Source organism: Chitinophaga sp. 01L420 (genome assembly GCF_056399985.1).
Window position 1 is genome coordinate 111,862 of record NZ_JBFTSK010000017.1, and the last position, 18,604, is coordinate 130,465.

Genomic DNA, 18,604 nt, shown 5'->3' on the forward strand with positions numbered 1-18,604 from the left:
GACATATGAATACCTTTACACCGAACCTGCTGCAGGTAGAGAGCATTAGAGGGGTGGGCAAAGAAGCCTTTCGTCCTGCTGCTGCTGATACCGAAAGCATTATACTTTTTGTTGGTCATCCCCATAAAGAGATGCTTACCGACAATAACCAGTTCAAATGTGTTGTGGCATCTAATGTGGAGGATGCAAGAAAGGTGATGTATCAACTGCAGTATGTCTTCAAAAAAATGCCGGCGGCAATTATTTACCGGTTCGAAAGTGCATATGAGTCAGCCCTGCCTGAATGGGAATCCTTTTTCGCCACTTATCAGTTCCTCAATTCTATCCCTTTTTTCATTTACGCGGATAAAGGTTTCGAGGAATTAAAATCATTGGTGGTTAAATACAGCTTTATTGATGACGTAATCACCCTGAACGCCTGGCATATGCTGGGTAATAAGGTCGCTATTGTAAGCAAGTTTAAGCGGATGCGTACTTTCCCTGCTTATAAAAAGATTTCCATCAACAAAAAGTTATACACCCGCAGGTTTTACAGCAATTTCATGAAGCGTTCGCTGGATGTGATGCTGGCAGCTACCGGACTATTGTTACTGAGTCCTGTAATGTTGCTGATAGCTGCCCTGATCAGGTTAGAGTCCAAAGGCCCCATCTTTTACGCCGCGAAACGCGCTGGCCGCAATTACCGTGTTTTTAAGTTTTATAAATTCCGGACAATGATCCCGGATGCAGACAGGCAGCTTGATAAAATAAAGCATCTTAATCAATATGACGGTAATGGTGCCGGACCTGTGTTTATTAAAGTATCCAATGATCCACGCGTAACAAAGCTGGGTGGATTTCTTCGTAACTCTAGTCTGGATGAAGTACCACAGCTACTAAATGTGCTCAAAGGCGATATGTCGCTCGTTGGTAACCGCCCTTTGCCCTTATATGAAGCTACTACGCTTACAACAGACGACTGGGTGGAACGATTCCTCGCTCCGGCTGGTATTACAGGTTTGTGGCAGGTAAGTAAAAGAGGTAAAAAAGATATGTCCGTGAAGGAACGGATAGACCTGGATATTAATTATGCGCATAAGCGCTCTTTCAGATATGATATGTGGCTCATCGTGAATACGCCACTGGCACTTGTGCAAAAAGATAATGTATAATGATAGCAATTATAGAGATAATACTGTTTGTTTACCTGGCCGGATGCGTATTCTACAATCTTTTGTTAGCCATTGCCGGCCGTTTAAGCCGGAAAAAAAAGATATTATACGAAGACACTCATATTTACGCCAAAATAGCAATACTTATTCCTGCCTATAAAGAGGACAGTATTATTTTATCTACGGTGGCCAGCTATAACCGGTTGCGGTATCCGGTAGACAAGTATGAAGTGGTGGTAATCGCCGATTCACTGCAATCAAGAACCCTGGAGGAGCTCGCTGCTACAGGTGTTAGTCTGGTACCGGTTAAATTCGACAAGAGTACAAAAGCGAAGTCACTGAATGCCGCATTTGAGTATTTAGGAAATGATTACGACCTGGCCCTGATTTGTGATGCGGATAATATGTTGGAAGAAGATTTTCTTTTAAAGATTAATCATGCTTACCAACAGGGAAATCCGGTTATACAAGGACAAAGGGTAGCGAAGAATCTCAATACACCTTTTGCCATCCTTGATGCGGCCAACGAAATTATTGCCAATTTCCTTTACAGAAAGGGAGCCAATGCTTTAGGATTGTCCTCTTCTGTCATCGGTTCTGGTATGGCTTTCCATTATCCGCTTATAAAAGAGATCTTACTGGAAATTCAGGCTACCGGTGGATTCGATAAAGTGTTACAGCTACTCGTGTTATCTAAAGGACACACGATCCTGTACCTGGAAGATGCCTATGTGTTTGATGAAAAGATTACACATGCAGCCGTATTTGAAAATCAGCGCAAACGCTGGATGTCAAGTCAGCTGGTATACCTGCGCACTTTCTGGAAGAAAGGATGGACAGCATTATTCAAGGGCGACATCAATTATTTTAATTTGGCAGTATGTCAGAATGCATTATTACCGCGTATGTTATTGCTTGCTGCTTTAACTGTACTGACCGCGTTTAGTTTTTTACTGCAGCCATTTTTAACAATACCCGTTGCCTTTTGGCTGGGACTGTTTGTATTGAATATGCTCTCCCTTTTACTGCCTATTCCGGGAAAATTTTTCACGAAGTATCTTTTCACAGCGGCCATTACCTTACCCCGTGCAATCGGTATTATGATATTACTGCTGTTTCGCTTAAAGGGTGCAGACAAAACATTTATTCATACTACGCATACCCAAACAGGTATTGACAATCCATTATTAGATGCAGCCAGAAAATAGTACATATTATCCACTGGTATCTATTATAACAGTTAATTATAATAATGCTAAAGTGACCGCAGAATTAATGAGGTCACTCCGGTATAACTCTTACCCCAATCTGGAGGTAATAGTGGTAGATAACGGCTCTGCCGAAAGCCCCGTGGCTGCAATACAAAAGGAATATCCTGCCGCGAAGGTGGTGTTGAGTGGAAAAAACCTGGGTTTTGCAGGGGGAAATAATCTTGGTATAAAAGCCGCCTCCGGAGAATACTTTTTCCTGGTTAATAATGATACTGAATTTACAGAAGGGCTGATAGAGGGCTTGTTGGAAGTATTCAGCAAATACCCGGATGCCGGCGTGGTAAGTCCAAAGTTTCATTATTTTTTCCATAAAGGAACGATTGAATACGCAGGATATAGAGCCGTGGATGCACTCACCGGAAGAAATAGCATGATTGGTTGCAAGGAGCAGGATAATGGTCAGTATGATGCCTTCTCCGAAACGCATTATGCCCACGGAGGCGCGATGATGGTGCCTGCGGAGGCCGTGAGAAAAGTAGGACTAATGCCGGAAGTTTATTTCCTGTATTATGAAGAATTTGATTGGTGCGAGCAGTTCAAACGGCATGGGTATAAGATCTACTACCAGTATAAATCATTGATCTATCATAAAGAGTCTATGACAACGGGAAAAAACAGCCCGCTGAAAACCTACTACATTACGCGGAACAGAATATTGTTCATGCGCAGGAACGTAAAACTTCCTGCCAGGTTGGTTTTTGTACTATATTTTATTTTCCTTACGATACCAAAGAATACAGCGCAGTTTTTATTAAAACAGGAATCAGTTCATTTGAAAGCTTTCTGGAATGGAATTCTCTGGAATCTTAAACGCCCTAAACCGGATAACATATGTGTGGCATAGCAGGGTTTATTGATTTTACCCAAAAATCAGATGCGGATACACTGCGGAAAATGACAGATGTGATGGCACACCGCGGTCCAAATGATGCCGGTTATGAAGTATATGAAGATCCCCGTGCATCTATAGGCCTCGGACAACGCCGCCTGTCTATACTGGACCTTTCCAGCTCAGGACATCAGCCCATGCATTACCAGCAATACTCCATTATTTTCAATGGTGAAATATATAACTTCAAAGAAATCCGTACGGAACTTGAAAAATTGGGCTACAATTTTCATTCAGGCGCCGATACGGAAGTGCTGATAAAAGGATATGCGCAGTGGAAGGAGAAGGTACTGGATAAATGCATCGGCATGTTTGCCTTTGTTATTTACGACCGGGAAGCCCGTGAGGTAACACTTTTCCGTGATCGGGCGGGAGTGAAGCCTTTATATTATTATTGGCATCATCAAACTTTACTTTTTGCCTCTGAATTGAAAGGGCTCTGTGAGCATCCTTCTTTCAAAAAAGAAATTGATGAGAAAAGCCTGTCCCTGTTTTTACAGTTCAGTTATATTCCCGCTCCGTATACTATTTACAAAAATACGCATAAGCTAAAGCCGGGCCATACCCTGAAAGTAACCTTGGAAGACGCCGGCGTAAATACGCATGAATACTGGAATGTATTGGATGCCTATCGTCAGCCGCTTACAGGATTAACACAGTCAGACGTAATCAGGCATACGGAAGAATTGATGCATAGCGCCTATAATTATCGTATGGTTTCTGATGTGCCGGTGGGTGTGTTTTTAAGCGGAGGCTATGATAGCGCCAGTGTGGCGGCTATTTTACAATCCAACACTTCCAGCCGGATTAAAACCTTCACCATTGGTTATAAAGAACCGCAATGGGATGAGTCGCGCGAGGCGAAAAAAATAGCGATGCATCTGGGTACAGAGCATTACGAGTGGATTGTAGGGCCAGCGGAAGCGAAAGACGTGTTGGAGCAGTTACCGGAAATATATGATGAACCATTTGCTGATAATTCTACGGTGCCAACTACGCTGGTGAGTAAATTTGCTGCAAAGGAAGTGAAAGTGGTATTGTCTGCCGACGGTGGCGACGAAGTGTTTGCCGGGTATAATAAATTTAATCAGTCACTCCGTTATACCGGTAGTTTCCCCAAACCCCTGCAACGTACGATCAGTGCAGCCATGTCTGTGGTTTCTCCGGAAGTGATACCTTATTTTAATAAGCAATACAATTTCGCATCCAGGTATGAAAAAATGAAACTGATATGGGCCAGTGGTAAGCCACAGCAGGCGCTTAAATATATCAGCCAGTACCTGACAGAGAATGAAGTGAACTACTACACCAACTTTCCAGCCGAAGGTTACCGGACAAATTTTGACATGAACGGGGAGCTGGACAACATGAATGACCCGCTGAACCGCCTGCTGGCAGTGGATTACAAAACTTTCCTGGTGGATAATAACCTGGTGAAGGTAGACAGGGCAACGATGTCCGTGAGCATTGAAGGACGGGAACCAATGCTGGATCACCGGTTGGTAGAATTCCTGGCGAAGGTACCCGCTTCATTGAAAGTGAAAGACGGTATCAATAAGTATATCCTTAAAACAATTGTACACAAATATATTCCAAAACCGCTGATGGAGCGCCCTAAACGCCCATTCATAGCACCTTTGCAGGAATGGTTCCGAGATGAACTGAAAGAACAGATGCAGTATTACCTGTCTGGAGCAAGGTTGGCAAAATCAGGTCTTTTTAATGTTCCTCATGTAGAGCAATTGCTGGGAATTTATTTATCCGGAGGAAAAGTCAGCCACCAGAAATTGTGGAACATATTGGTATTCCAGTTATGGTACAGCCGCTGGATAGAAAAATTATAGCATGGACAAAATAAATGGTAAAATACGGGTACTCGAAACCATCCGCCAGGGAAAAATTGGTGGGGGAGAGAGTCATGTGTTGGACCTGGTAGCATCACTGGATAAAAAAACATTTGAGCCGGTTGTATTATCGTTTACGGATGGGCCAATGATAAAAGCTTTGCAGCTTTTGAATGTTCCTGCATTTGTTATTGACAGTGAAAAGGCATTTGATATCAGCGTATGGAAAAGAGTAAAGAAATTTATAGCCGAACAGCAAATTGATATTGTGCATGTACACGGTACCAGGGCTAACACCAATGTATTGTGGGCAGCGCGCAACCTGGGCCTGCCGGTAGTATATACTATTCATGGGTGGTCGTTTCATGATGGCCTGCATCCGCTGTCCAAACGTTTACGCATCGCCGCAGAAAAGTTTATTACCCGAAAAACACAGGTGAATATTTGTGTTTCGGAATCCAACCGGCAAACAGGTATAAAGGCTTTTAAAGGATTTAACAGTATTGTGGTAAGGAATGGTGTGAATCTGCAAAAGTTCAATCCTGATGCTGTTTACCCTGACCTGCGTGCGGCTTATAATATTCCGGCAGATAAATTGCTGATTTGTTATATCGCCCGTATGACCTATCAGAAAGACCCGGTAAGCATGGTAACGGCATTTGCCACAGCACTTAAAAGTGTTCCTGACCTGCAGTTATTAATGATAGGAGACGGAGAACTGAAGACTGCTGCCATGAATGCTGCAACAGAACTGAATGTAGATAAGCAGGTAATATTTGATGGTTTCCGGCAGGATGTTCCGGCGGTGTTACACGCTGCAGATATCTACTGTCTCCCTTCTTTATGGGAAGGCTTTCCTATTGGAGTGCTGGAAGCAATGGCAATGGGCAAAGCGGTTATAGCCAGCGATGTAGATGGTACAAAAGAGGCGGTAAAGGATGGTGAGAATGGATTACTGGTACCAGCAGACAATAACAACGCCCTGGCCGCCGCGATTGTTAAATTGGCTACAGATCATACGTTACGACTGCAGTTACAACAAAATGCGAAAGCTGCCATTGCAGAGCATTTCAATGTAACCGGAATGACAGAAAAGATTTCAGCTGTTTACCTGCAGCTTTGCAAATAATAATACTTTATCAATTTCAATATGACAAAGACCGCAATCACTTACGAATATAACCGCATAACCGATATCAAGCGGCTGAATTTTATTACAGATAGCCTGAAGAAAAACATTCCTGATGGAGGCCGCGTATTGGACGTGGGATGTGGTAATGGCGTTATCAGTCGTCATCTCGGGCAGTTTGGATATGAAGTATTGGGGATAGATATCAGTGAAAAAACTATTGCGGTAGCCAACCAGCGTAATACTTATTCCAACGTAAGGTTTGCTGCCATTAGCGCAGAAGAACTGACTGCACAGGGTGAAACATACGATGCTGTGATATGCAGTGAAGTGCTGGAACATCTGGATCAGCCACATCTGTTATTACATACCATTCATGCATCTTTAAAAGATGATGGGTTATTGGTGGTGACAGTGCCAAATGGTAATGGTCCCAGGGAATTGTGTGTGACCCGCCCTATGCTAAAAGCACGTAACAATCCTGCTTTGTGGACTTCTATCAATAAAGTAAAAAGCGCATTAGGATTTAAAGGCACTACCGCACAATCCCAGGCAGATAATCTTGATCATGTACAGTTCTTTACACGCAGGGATTTGCAGCAACTGGCAGAGGTCAGCAACTTTAAAATAGTACAGTTTGCAAAGACCAATTTTGTGGAAGATGTATTTCCTTTTTCCCTGGTTACAAAGAGAGTTAAATTCCTTCAAACACTGGATTGCCAGGTGGCCGAACTGTTACCATATAGTTTTACAGGAGGCTTTAATACCTTATGGCGGAAAAGTGAAAACTGACGGGAAGATATGCAGCATAAAAAAAGGTTGATTCACCATGAATCAACCTTTTTTTATGCTTAGCCCCTGATGGCGCTATCAATTTTGTCCAGTAAGTCGGGCGTTTTTTCGAGATCAAATTTCCTGGCCAGTAGTTGTCCCGACCGGATAATTTTGTCAAAATCGCCGGAGGTAAAGGTTTTAGGATGTGCTTTCCCTTCAGACCAGTCTATATAGCGGAGGTAATTATTCTCCACGCTGTTTTTGAAAGGACCATTCATAATAATGGTCTGGAATATGAATTCATCTCCTCCCCAGGTACGCTTGTAAAATCTTTTTAGTTCAGGATGCGCGTTCACATATGCCAGGCACCATGCAGCGCATTCCTGTGTAAGGCTCCACCACAAAGAACCTCCATATACTTCCAGCTCCAGGGGATGCCGCCTTGCAGGCAGTATCTTATTTAATAATCCGGCAATTTTGTATTTACCCGGCAAACGGAGATCTTCAAAATGAAAGGACGTTATTTTTGTTATTACGCGTTGAAGCTCGGCTTCCGGTAATATATCCAGGAATTGCCGGCCGGGATTGGCGGCAAAAAAATCATGTATCTTATTTACATGTACCAGCGGATAATCCTGTGCGCTGATGAGGTGCAGAAAGCCATACTGATGACCGGATGCTACTATAGCGGCTATGCCGTTCAGTGCGGCCTGGATAGTACCATATCCTGCCCAGGTAACATCTACTCTTTTTTCAATAAAAAATACCTGCGGTATATTCATCGCTATCTGCCACTCATTGATATCAGACTTGGCATCCAGGTGAATGTAAAAATCTATTTCCGGATGTTGCAGTCTGTCCAGTAAGCGACGTAACTGCAGCGGATTTTTATGACTCAGTATAATAAAGGCTTGCTTCATGTGCGGATATTTATTTGTACTGCAAACGGAACATTTTTATTTTTAGCAATAGCCCTTTGCATTCTTGCCAGCCATTCTTCCAGATACTTTTTATACTTACATCAGAAAGAGAACGACGAAGAAAATAGTATCCAAAAATAACAGCAAATACCAGGTTGAGAGAAGAGGCAATAGCAACTGCACGTATATCCGCAAACATCAGCACCAATGCAATATCGAGCACAATATTTAATACCAGCTTCAGCAGGTTCTTGTAAAAGTTAATCAGTGGTTTATTGATCATATCCAGTGTTACCCCAATGAAACGATCAATCGGATAAAGGATAGCAGATAAGAGGAATATTCTGACTATATCGGTGGCAGGCAGGTATGCTTTTGCTGCCAGGATGATGATCAATGGTTTGGTGAACAGTAGCAGCCCTGCAACAAATGGGATGATCATAATAGTGACTGTGCCTGTATATTTACAAAACGCATAGGATACTCCCTTCCAGTCATTTCTGTTGGCAGCTCCCGAAATAGTAGGCTGGGAAGTGGCAACAAAACTCCGTAGGATAATTTCAATTACTTCCATGAATTTTTGAGGAATGCTGTAAATGGCAACTGCAGTGGGACTGAGCATTGTTCTGAGAACAAGGTTATCAGAGTAGTTCAGCAGGGAAGAGGAAACCATACTACCTACTATTAACCTGCCATAGTGATATAAATCCTTTACGTGCTGTCTGGTTCTGGCGGCCATGCTATTTATCGCAGTCCACTTGAATGCCAGACAGTAGATACTTGTCGCCAGCAGAGATAATGAATAGGCATACAACACATTATGCAGATTTACCTGTTTTAAAAAGAACAACACTCCCAGTAACACAAGAAAAGAACCATTCTGTAAAAAGCGTATCTGTACAATCTTGTCAAATCTGTGTGCAGCCTGTAATACCCAGGTGGCAAAGTTAAATGGAAGAGAAAGTAAAGTCATGATACCCAACCATCCCAGGAAGAAGTGCCAGGTAGGGCTGAATAATGGAAAGGCTACCACATATACAACAAACGAAAGTATGATAAAGGAAAGGGTAAGTAGCAGGGAAATGTACCAGGCAGCTCCTGTTACCTGTCTGCTGACCGCTTCGTCAACTCCTGCGCTGAACTTGATGATGCCTGACTGCAGCATAGCTGTACGTATCTGATCCAGGATGTTATAGGTGGCAAGAAATAATACCCACTCTCCGAAAGCACTTAAAGAAAGCATTCTTACCAGCAGCGCAAAAGAGAGTACATTGAAGAAAGCCATTATCACGTTCCCAAGAAGAGAATGAAAATGCCTGTTACGAAAAACCGATAAAAACTTAAAAGCCATGAAACAATAATTACAATCGTATTATGTGAAAATCATGGTCTTTAATAGGATGAGGTTTAAAAAATGGGGCAATTATTTAGATGCTGAAAGTGCAAAGGTAGTTTTTTTCGCCGAAAAAAAAGAAGAGATTTACCGCTATAAATTGAAAATAAACAAATAAGTATAAATGTAAAATAGTTATACTTTATTTATTGTGCACATATATGTTAATTTTTTTAATTATGTGATTAAAAAAAAAGCTTTCTTTGTAATATCGGAAGCTTTCTATTGAGAAACTTTTTAAGGAGAAACTATGAGGATAGATTTTTAAAAACTTTGCAAGCCATATAATTTTATGATTAACCTTTTGCTATCGCTAAGGCAACCTTTGTGCCGCAGCATTTATAGGCTAGGCGCTATTTTATTTCTGTTGTTTTTAGGATCCCCCAGGAGCTTTGGTCAGGTACAAACTGCCAGATCTTTTAGTGATCCGACAATGACCAACATAAAAGGTTTCTATGAATATCTTCCCGCCGGGTATACACCTGGCAGTGGTAAAAAGTATCCCCTCATCATTTTCTTTCATGGAGTAGGTGAACTGGCCAGTTCTGGTGCACCCCTTTCCGCAGTATTAAATAATGGTCTCCCTAAAGTAATTGCACAGGGCAAATTCCCAACCACCTTCACTGTCAACAACAAAGATTTTTCGTTTATAGTAATTTCCCCCCAGTTCAATACCTGGCCGGGGGCTGCGGATGCGATTAAATTTAAAAATTACCTGCTTACAAAATATGATATTGACGCTGACCGAATTTATCTAACAGGGTTAAGTATGGGAGGAGGAGAAACGTGGGGAGCGCTATCCGAAAATAAAGCAGACGCAAAAGCATTTGCCGCCTCAGCGGTTGTTTGTGGTTATTATCCTCCTACCACCACACTGGCAGCGAATATCGCCGGTAACAATACGCCGATCTGGGCCTTCCATAATCAGGTAGATCCCAACGTACCGCCAGACTATTCCATTAACTGGGTGAAGGACATCAACGCCAGTACACCAACACCAAATCCGCTTGCAAGGGTTACTATTTTCAATGCCTCCGGCCATGACGCATGGACGAAGGCCTATGATCCTGCCTATAAAGAAAACAATAAAAACATGTACGAATGGATGTTACAATATTCCAAAAGTGGAGTGGTAACACCGCCTGTTACGGGTGGCCGGCGTATTGTAGTGCCAATGACCAACACCGCCAACGGACGTGCAGAAATGTACTATCCGAACGCCATGGCTACATTGGGGGTTCAACCAGGTGATACGTTGTGTATTCCGGCAGGAGAGTATGAGTACCTTCATTTGGGTAATATTACGGGTACCGCTGCAAAGCCTGTTGTGATCACGAACTGCGGAGGACAGGTAAAACTGGGTGTTAAAAACCAGGGAACTGCTGCTGTTTTTAATGCGCCCACCTGTCGGTTTGTGGAGATCAGCGGTAGCGGAGATAAGAATTATGAGTATGGCTTTGACCTGAATGGTACTAATATTACCGGCTTACAGATATTTGGTTTGACCCTTGGGGTAGGTAGTTCCGATTTTGATGTACACAACATATTTATTCATGACGGAGGCATCATGTTGCAGGCTAAAACTCTGCAAACCTGCGCGCAACCGCAATACCTGGAAGGAAGTTATGTGATGAAGAATGTGAAAATTCACCACATCAAGTGCCTGAACTCACTATGGGAAGGCTTCTATATAGGCAATACCCATTATTTCTGGACAGAAGGTACCTGTACAGATATGCGTTCACACTGGATAGAAAACATCCTGGTGTATGACAATTATCTCGAAAACATTGGTAGCGATGCGATGCAGATCTCCATGGCAAAAAACGGAGATAACCGTGTTTTCAATAACAGGATTGTAAACTATGGTATGTCACAGAATTCCGCGCAAGGATACGGCATTCTCGTTGGCTCCGGTTCGAGCCTCAAAGTATATAATAACAATATTTCGGTTGGTTACATGCCAGGAGTAACTATTTTCGGATCTGGTGTAAGTGAGATCTATAATAATGTGATCTCAGATATCCATTATGAAGGCATTAATGTGTCTGATAAAATCCCGGCTAATACTACGCCGGATATTTTTCCTCCTCCGGCTGCCGTTATTTATAACAATACCATTATCAATACAGATAACGGATCGAATGCGATCAAGATCTTTGCCTATCAGACGCCGATCGGACACCAGGTGTATAACAACCTGATGGTGCAGAAAGGAACTGCTTATGACTACCCGGTAAAGGGGATGTATATAAAAGGAGATCTGCCTATTAAATTGCTGTATTCCAATAACCTCTGTTATCCAAGCCAGGCTGCTGCCAATTTTGTAGATAGTGCCAGCAAAAATTATCACCTGCTGCCAACATCTTCAGCGGTAGATGCAGGCCGGGATATGAGCGATTTTAATTTGAATACGGACTATGATAGCACGTCTCGCCCGCAACAGCTAAAATATGATGTGGGTGCTTTTGAACTGAAAGCAGGAACCAGCTCCCCACCGCTGGCAAATGCCGGGAGCAATATTACTATTACCCTGCCAGTCAACAATGTAGCGCTCGACGGGTCAGGCTCCAAAGCTGCAAGTGGGAGTACAATCACGGGCTATGCATGGAAAAAAATAAGTGGCCCGGCTGGGGATATCATTACTAATGGAAATACAGCTAAACCCAGTATTACTGCTCTTACTCAGGGAACCTTTATATATGAACTTACAGTTACAGATAGTAAAGGATTAACTGGAACCGCCCGGGTGAGTGTCATTGTTAAGCCGGCCGCCAATAAACCACCGGTAGCCAATGCCGGCAATAATATTCAGATTCAGTTACCCGTGAATAGTGTGTCATTGGATGGAAGTGGTTCTGCTGATGCAGACGGACAAATTTCTACCTGGTCATGGAAGAAGGCTGCTGGCCCTGCCGGCGGCGATCTTACAGCAGCCGGAGCGGCTAAAACAAATGCAGGTAATCTGCAGGAAGGCACTTATACTTTTCAGCTAACCGTAACAGATAACGCAGGTGCCACCAGCGTTGCCAGCGTAAACGTAGTAGTGCTGGCTGCGATTATCAATAAACCACCGGTAGCCAATGCCGGCAATAATATTCAGATTCAGTTACCAGTGAATACTGCTTCATTGGATGGAAGTGGTTCTACTGATGCAGACGGACAGATTACGACCTGGGCGTGGAAGAAGACTGCTGGCCCAGCCGGCGGCGATCTTACAGCAGCCGGAGCGGCTAAAACAAATGCGGGTAATCTGCAGGAAGGCACTTATACTTTTCAGCTAACAGTAACAGATAATTCAGGCGCCAGCAGCAGTGCCAGTGTAAACGTAGTGGTATTGGCAGCGGTTCCACAAAACAAACCACCGGTAGCCAATGCCGGCAATAATATTCAGATTCAGTTACCCGTGAATACTGCCGCATTGGACGGAAGTGGTTCTACTGATGCAGACGGACAAATTACTACCTGGTCGTGGAAGAAGACTGCTGGCCCAGCTGGCGGCGATCTTACTGCAGCCGGGGCATCTAAAACGAATGCAGGTAATCTGCAGGAAGGCACCTATACTTTTCAGCTGACAGTAACAGATAATTCAGGCGCCACCAGTGTTGCCAGTGTAAACGTAGTGGTACTGGCAGCGGCTCAACAAAACAAACCACCGGTAGCCAATGCCGGCAATAATATTCAGATTCAGTTACCCGTGAATACTGCCGCATTAGATGGAAGTGGCTCTACTGATGCAGACGGACAAATTACTACCTGGGCGTGGAAGAAGACTGCTGGCCCAGCCGGCGGTGATCTTACTGCAGCCGGGGTATCTAAAACGAATGCAGATAATCTGCAGGAAGGTACTTATACTTTTCAGCTGACGGTAACGGATGATTCGGGCGCCAGCAGCAATGCCAGTGTAAACATAGTGGTACTGGCAGCGGTTCCACAAAACAAACCACCAGTAGCCAATGCCGGTAATAATATTCAGATTCAGTTACCCGTGAATACTGCCGCATTGGACGGAAGTGGTTCTACTGATGCAGACGGACAAATTACTACCTGGTCGTGGAAGAAGACTGCTGGCCCAGCCGGCGGCGATCTTACTGCAGCCGGGGTATCTAAAACGAATGCAGATAATCTGCAGGAAGGTACCTATACTTTTCAGCTGACGGTAACAGATAATTCAGGCGCCAGCAGCAGTGCCAGTGTAAACGTAGTAGTACTGGCAGCGGTTCAACCAAACAAACCGCCGGTGGCCAACGCAGGTAACAGTATCCAGGTTCAGCTACCTGTTAACACTGCTTCACTGGATGGAAGCGCTTCCAGCGATCCGGACGGACAAATTACGACGTGGTTGTGGCAGAAAACTGCGGGTCCTGCCGGTGGAAATCTTTCTGCAGCAGGTCAGGCAAAGACCAACATCAGTAACCTGGTAGCAGGTACTTACACCTACCAGCTGACAGTAACGGATGATAAGCAAGCCACAGCAGCAGCTACCATAAATGTACTGGTATTGCCCGTGGTAGTAGAGAACAAACCGCCGGTAGCATTAACTGCCGGTGACAGAATTGTACAACTGCCAATAGATGCAGTTTTTGCAGACGGTACTGCCTCCTATGATACAGATGGGAGTATTAAGACATATGCATGGTCACAGGTATCCGGACCAGCAACGGCGGAAATTATAAACCCTGACCGTGCGCAAACACTGATAAAGAGCCTGAAGGCAGGAGACTATAAATTCCAGCTCCTTGTAACAGATAATCTGGGTGCTACTGCTTCGACGTTGTTTCATGTTACAGTAATCGCATCCAGTCAGGATCTTCATGTAGAAGACTCTGCCCGTATTTTCCCTAATCCGGCCGTGAGCTATATCCGCCTGCATGTGGTACGGAAAGGTACTGCTCCTTTGCAGGTGCGTATCTTTGATGTGAAAGGAAGACTACACCAGAATATCAGGTATACCATCGGGGAATCATTCCAGACAGACATCAACATCACTAACATGCCTACCGGATATTATCTGATGGAGGTGAAAGGAGAAGGTGATAGTTTCCGTTGGACCGGGCATTTTGTCAAGGTAACCAATTAGATTTTTTCCCAGGTACCGGTTGCAGGCTGGTATTGGCGGATAGGGCGGGCAGGATTGCCGGCTACTACCGTATAAGGGGGAACGTTTTTGGTAACTACACTACCACCAGCTACTACGGAATGGCGTCCAATAGTTACACCTGCAGTGATAACACTGTTGGCGCCAATCCAACAATCATCTTCTACTATTATTTCGGCTACAGAGCAGGGCTGTAGCGCAATAGGTACATTGGGATCGGTATATCCATGGTTAAGTCCGGATAATACGATGTTTTGTGCGAGTATAACATTATCGCCTATACTTACAGGACCGATGATAACATTTCCAATTCCTATTCTGGTATGGTCGCCGATAATGACCGCTCCCATTCCATTATTGACAGTAGCAAAATCCTCAATGGTTGAATAACGGCCAAGTATAAATGTATTAAAAGGAAGTACATCTATCCTGGTACGCCTTCTTATCAGAGAGCCCTTTCCTTTTTTATGTTTGAATGGGTTGACAAACCATTGTACCCATTTACGGGGGCGCGCCTGATTTTTAGGCATCAGCAGGTATAAAGCCAGTTTTTTTAGGCCGGGACGTTGTTTTATGTTATCTATGATAGTCATAATTAATGGCTGCTGGTGTTTAATATGGCCTGGTAAATTGCCGTCACGGAATTTTCCCAGGTATGAGTACCTGCAAATTGTATGCGTTCTGCTGCCAAAGAACCGGAATTCTCTGATAAAGCTTTTTCTATCAGTGGAATATAATGATCTGGTGTGGCAGCGAGGTATACATAATCTTTGAATAACTCCATCGTTTTGGTGGCAGTAGCTACAACAGGTTTTCCCATTGCCAGATATTCATCAATTTTTAAAGGGTAGTTGCCAACAGTAACAGCATTCAGGACCTGTGGATTGATGCATACATCAAAGGACTGCACATAAGCCGGAAGTACGGAGATGTCTTTCTTGCCGGTGAAATGAACATTCGGAAGCTGGTGCAGATCCGATTGGAGGAAGTCCTCATCTTCCGGCCCCACTAATACCAGTTGCCATTCGGGGCGCTCCCTGGCTATTTTAAGCAGGATGCTGATGTCCAGCCGCAGTGATTTAAGTGCACCTACATAGCCTATTACAGGTCCCTTTCCAACAGGAACATCAGCCGGAACCGGATGTTTTATATTGGCATCAAAAAGTTGTAAATCACAGCCCTGGCCAACATAGTAACTGGAAGGATTATACTTTTGCAGCATTTCCGCCAGGTACAATGAATTTGCCACAGCCACATCGGCTTTGGCAATGTGACGGGGTTCCAGTTGTAACCCGTGTTTTTGCCAGTAAGGTACCCCCAGCAGATAGTCTCTGCTGTAATAGACATACTTTTCTGGTTGAAGTAACTCCTTCAGGTAGTATCCCCGGAATATATCATTGTCATTAAACAGGATGATGTCTTTGAAATTCATAGCTGTTACCGCCTCTCTGATACTGTCCGCGAACTTCCGGTTATTACGTTTGTTAAACCAGGAGAACAGGGGGGTAAAGGGGAGCCAGTTAATGGATTCCAGCACAACGGAAGGGTAGAAGTTCCATAGATTGTCGCCAATAGGCACAATGGAAGGCACTTTTTTATCTTTGGTATCAAGGTGATACTGCACATGCGGATCTCCTTTCCCGTTTAAAATAGTACGTCTGTCTAATGGAGCGTTTATATATAACACTCGGTTATGCCGCGCAAACTCCTGCGCAATGTTTTTACAGTTGCTGCCAATAGCGGTATACCATTGTTGAAGCCCTATAATAACTATATCTCTGTTTTGGATTAAAGGCACAGTAGTAAGGTCTAAAGTGTATCGGTTTGAGTAAATGTAATATTTGGTAATAGGTTTACCTGGGGTATGGTTAAATTATTGCAGTTGCTAAATTAATCCACAAAGTAAATAAAAAAATCAATATTATTGAGCAAGTCACTAAGGGACTGAGTTTTAATTAAAAACAGAAAATCATTCTATGTCGGAAACAATTGAAATCAGGACGCTAACGGTAGAGGACTACCTGGACCTGAAAGAATCTATGGTGTCTGCTTATGCAGATATGGCCGGCAGCTACTGGAGAGAGCCTACCATACAAAGACTGATCACGCTTTTCCCTGAAGGTCAGATTGCAGTAACAGTGAATGACAAAGTGGTAGGATGCGCTCTGGCCATTATTGTAGACTACGAGAAGTTTGGAGATAGCCATACCTACGAGCAGATCACCGGTTATTATACTTTTAATACCCATAATCCAAAGGGAGATATATTGTATGGCATAGAAGTATTTGTGCACCCGGACTACCGGGGTAAGCGACTCGCCCGGCGTTTGTATGATGCCCGTAAAAATCTCTGTGAGCAACTGAATTTGCAGGGGATTGTGGCTGGTGGCCGTATTCCCAACTATGAGAAGTATGCGGAACGTTTGTCACCCAGGGAATATATAGAAAAAGTGCAGGACCGGGAGATCTATGATCCTACTTTAACTTTCCAGTTCTCCAATGATTTTACAGTAAAGAAAATACTTAAAAATTATTTGCCGAATGATGAGGCATCTATGGGGTTTGCCACTTTGTTGCAGTGGTTTAATATTTACTATGAGAAAGATCTGGATACCATCCGTTACAATAAATCTACCGTACGTATTGGGTTGGTGCAGTGGCAGATGCGGGATTATGGCAGCCTGGAAGGGTTTCTGCAACAGGTTGAATATTTCATTGATGCGGTGAGTGACTATGGATCAGACTTCGTGGTGTTCCCTGAGTTGTTCAACTCTCCACTGATGAAGGAATTTAACCAGATGGATCCTGCGGGAGCGATCAGAGGGGTAGCAAAGTACACAGATAAGTTGCGGGAAATTTTCCAGCAGCATGCAGTTGCCTACAATGTGAATATCATTTCCGGAAGCATGCCCATCGTGATTGACGAGGTCCTGTACAATATCTCTTATCTGTGCCGCCGGGACGGGACTTATGAGCAATATATCAAAATCCACCCAACGCCGGGAGAAGTGTCGGCCTGGGGTATTAAAGGTGGAAGTGAGATAAAAGTGTTTGACACAGATTGCGGCAAGATAGGAATACAGATTTGCTATGACGTTGAGTTCCCGGAGCCTTCACGTATCCTGGCCGAACAGGGGATGCAGATCCTTTTTGTTCCTTTCATGACAGATACCCAGCATGCATATAACCGTGTACGCTTTTGCGCACAGGCAAGGGCCGTTGAAAATGAATGCTATGTAGCCATTGCTGGTTGTATTGGTAACCTGCCCAAAGTAAATAACATGGATTTACAATATGCACAATCTTCGGTATTTACACCTTCAGATTTTGCATTTCCGGTAACAGGTATCAAAGCGGAATCTACTCCCAATACAGAAATGGTGGTCATCGCCGACGTGGATCTGGTGCTTTTAAAAGAATTGCATGCGTTTGGAAGTGTGCAGACAAAAAAAGACATGCGTAAAGATCTTTACGAAGTAAAATGGAAGAAAAAGTGATTACCAGGTAGTTACTGGTCATACATTTTCGGAAATAGTTTTTTAGGGATATAAAAAGGTAGTAAACAAGGGAAGTTGCAGTACATAAGGGATTGCAGCTTCCCTTTTTTATTTGTAGATTTAAGTAAACTCCCCGGTTATGAAAGATGCAGCCTATTATCCCTCCTGGAGAAATCTTTCCAAATACAAACAGTACCTGGCCTACTTTAGTGAGTATATCCGGCACAACGACTGGAAATCCCTCCAGGCTTCCCTTAAGCTGGTATTATTAAACAAACCTACGCTGAAGGGCTGGCAGGCCACATCTGCATTAGGGCGTTTCAGGATAAGGGCAGGTACAACCGATTTTCAGTTCATTAACTATGCTTATGAGAAACGGGTCCGTAACTACCTGAAACAACAACTGGATCAGGGTAAGCTGGATGGGTTTATCGATATCGGCGCCTGCATAGGTGAGTATGATATCTGGCTGGGTGGTCTGGGAGTGCCTTGCGTTGCTTTTGAACCAGTGAATTTTAAAGCGGTGGAAGAGAATATAAAGCTGAATAATGTAGGCAGTAAAGTAAAGCTTTTTGCCTGTGGCCTTGGAAGTCACCAGGAAAAGGTAAACTTCAATATTATGAGCACCGTTACAGGCT

Annotated in this window: 13 protein-coding genes; 9 read left to right on the top strand and 4 right to left on the bottom strand. The window is 43.7% G+C overall.

Features of this window, described 5'->3' with window-relative positions:
* Nucleotides 1-5: 5 nt before the first annotated feature.
* Genes AC1DP6_RS18120 through AC1DP6_RS18145 form a run of 6 tightly spaced genes read left to right on the top strand, consistent with a single transcriptional unit; the run spans nt 6 to nt 7,076 of the window.
* Nucleotides 6-1,151, top strand: coding sequence for a sugar transferase (locus tag AC1DP6_RS18120; RefSeq protein ID WP_477056094.1), 1,146 nt, complete (start codon nt 6-8; stop codon nt 1,149-1,151).
* On the top strand, nt 1,151-2,359 hold the full coding sequence (locus tag AC1DP6_RS18125; protein ID WP_477056095.1) for a glycosyltransferase family 2 protein: 1,209 nt from the start codon (nt 1,151-1,153) through the stop codon (nt 2,357-2,359). Before AC1DP6_RS18120 ends, AC1DP6_RS18125 begins: the two co-directional genes overlap by 1 nt.
* Entirely contained in the window at nt 2,343-3,266 is a 924-nt protein-coding gene (locus AC1DP6_RS18130; protein WP_477056096.1) for a glycosyltransferase family 2 protein, read from the top strand. The genes AC1DP6_RS18125 and AC1DP6_RS18130 overlap by 17 nt, the downstream gene beginning before the upstream one ends.
* Nucleotides 3,254-5,155, top strand: coding sequence for an asparagine synthase (glutamine-hydrolyzing) (gene asnB / locus AC1DP6_RS18135; protein ID WP_477026426.1), 1,902 nt, complete (start codon nt 3,254-3,256; stop codon nt 5,153-5,155). Before AC1DP6_RS18130 ends, asnB begins: the two co-directional genes overlap by 13 nt.
* Before the next feature lies 1 nt (nt 5,156).
* On the top strand, nt 5,157-6,284 hold the full coding sequence (locus tag AC1DP6_RS18140; protein WP_477056097.1) for a glycosyltransferase family 4 protein: 1,128 nt from the start codon (nt 5,157-5,159) through the stop codon (nt 6,282-6,284).
* A 21-nt stretch (nt 6,285-6,305) separates the two neighbouring features.
* Nucleotides 6,306-7,076, top strand: coding sequence for a class I SAM-dependent methyltransferase (locus AC1DP6_RS18145; RefSeq protein WP_477056098.1), 771 nt, complete (start codon nt 6,306-6,308; stop codon nt 7,074-7,076).
* Between the two features lie 59 nt (nt 7,077-7,135).
* On the opposite strand, the gene AC1DP6_RS18150 is transcribed toward AC1DP6_RS18145, so the two are convergent.
* Nucleotides 7,136-7,978 carry a beta-1,6-N-acetylglucosaminyltransferase gene (locus AC1DP6_RS18150; protein WP_477056099.1) on the bottom strand — a complete coding sequence of 281 codons (843 nt, stop codon included), beginning with the start codon at nt 7,976-7,978 and terminating at the stop codon, nt 7,136-7,138.
* A 10-nt stretch (nt 7,979-7,988) separates the two neighbouring features.
* Nucleotides 7,989-9,329 carry a lipopolysaccharide biosynthesis protein gene (locus AC1DP6_RS18155; protein WP_477056100.1) on the bottom strand — a complete coding sequence of 447 codons (1,341 nt, stop codon included), beginning with the start codon at nt 9,327-9,329 and terminating at the stop codon, nt 7,989-7,991.
* Between the two features lie 475 nt (nt 9,330-9,804).
* Here AC1DP6_RS18155 and AC1DP6_RS18160 point away from each other — a divergent pair, with 475 nt between their 5' ends.
* On the top strand, nt 9,805-14,451 hold the full coding sequence (locus tag AC1DP6_RS18160) for a PKD domain-containing protein (protein WP_477056101.1): 4,647 nt from the start codon (nt 9,805-9,807) through the stop codon (nt 14,449-14,451).
* On the opposite strand, the gene AC1DP6_RS18165 is transcribed toward AC1DP6_RS18160, so the two are convergent.
* Nucleotides 14,448-15,062: an acyltransferase gene (locus AC1DP6_RS18165; protein ID WP_477056102.1), complete on the bottom strand. Its 615-nt coding sequence runs from the start codon at nt 15,060-15,062 to the stop codon at nt 14,448-14,450. The two genes, AC1DP6_RS18160 and AC1DP6_RS18165, sit on opposite strands and share 4 nt — an antisense overlap.
* Nucleotides 15,063-15,064: 2 nt before the next feature.
* Nucleotides 15,065-16,267, bottom strand: coding sequence for a glycosyltransferase (locus AC1DP6_RS18170; protein ID WP_477056103.1), 1,203 nt, complete (start codon nt 16,265-16,267; stop codon nt 15,065-15,067).
* A gap of 178 nt (nt 16,268-16,445) precedes the next feature.
* Between AC1DP6_RS18170 and AC1DP6_RS18175 the strand changes: the two genes are divergently transcribed.
* Together AC1DP6_RS18175 and AC1DP6_RS18180 are read left to right on the top strand one after the other, a co-directional pair.
* Nucleotides 16,446-17,966 carry a GNAT family N-acetyltransferase gene (locus tag AC1DP6_RS18175; RefSeq protein WP_441577037.1) on the top strand — a complete coding sequence of 507 codons (1,521 nt, stop codon included), beginning with the start codon at nt 16,446-16,448 and terminating at the stop codon, nt 17,964-17,966.
* 139 nt (nt 17,967-18,105) lie between these two features.
* Nucleotides 18,106-18,604, top strand: a 499-nt coding sequence (locus AC1DP6_RS18180) for a class I SAM-dependent methyltransferase (RefSeq protein WP_477056104.1), incomplete at its 3' end; no start/stop codon positions are given.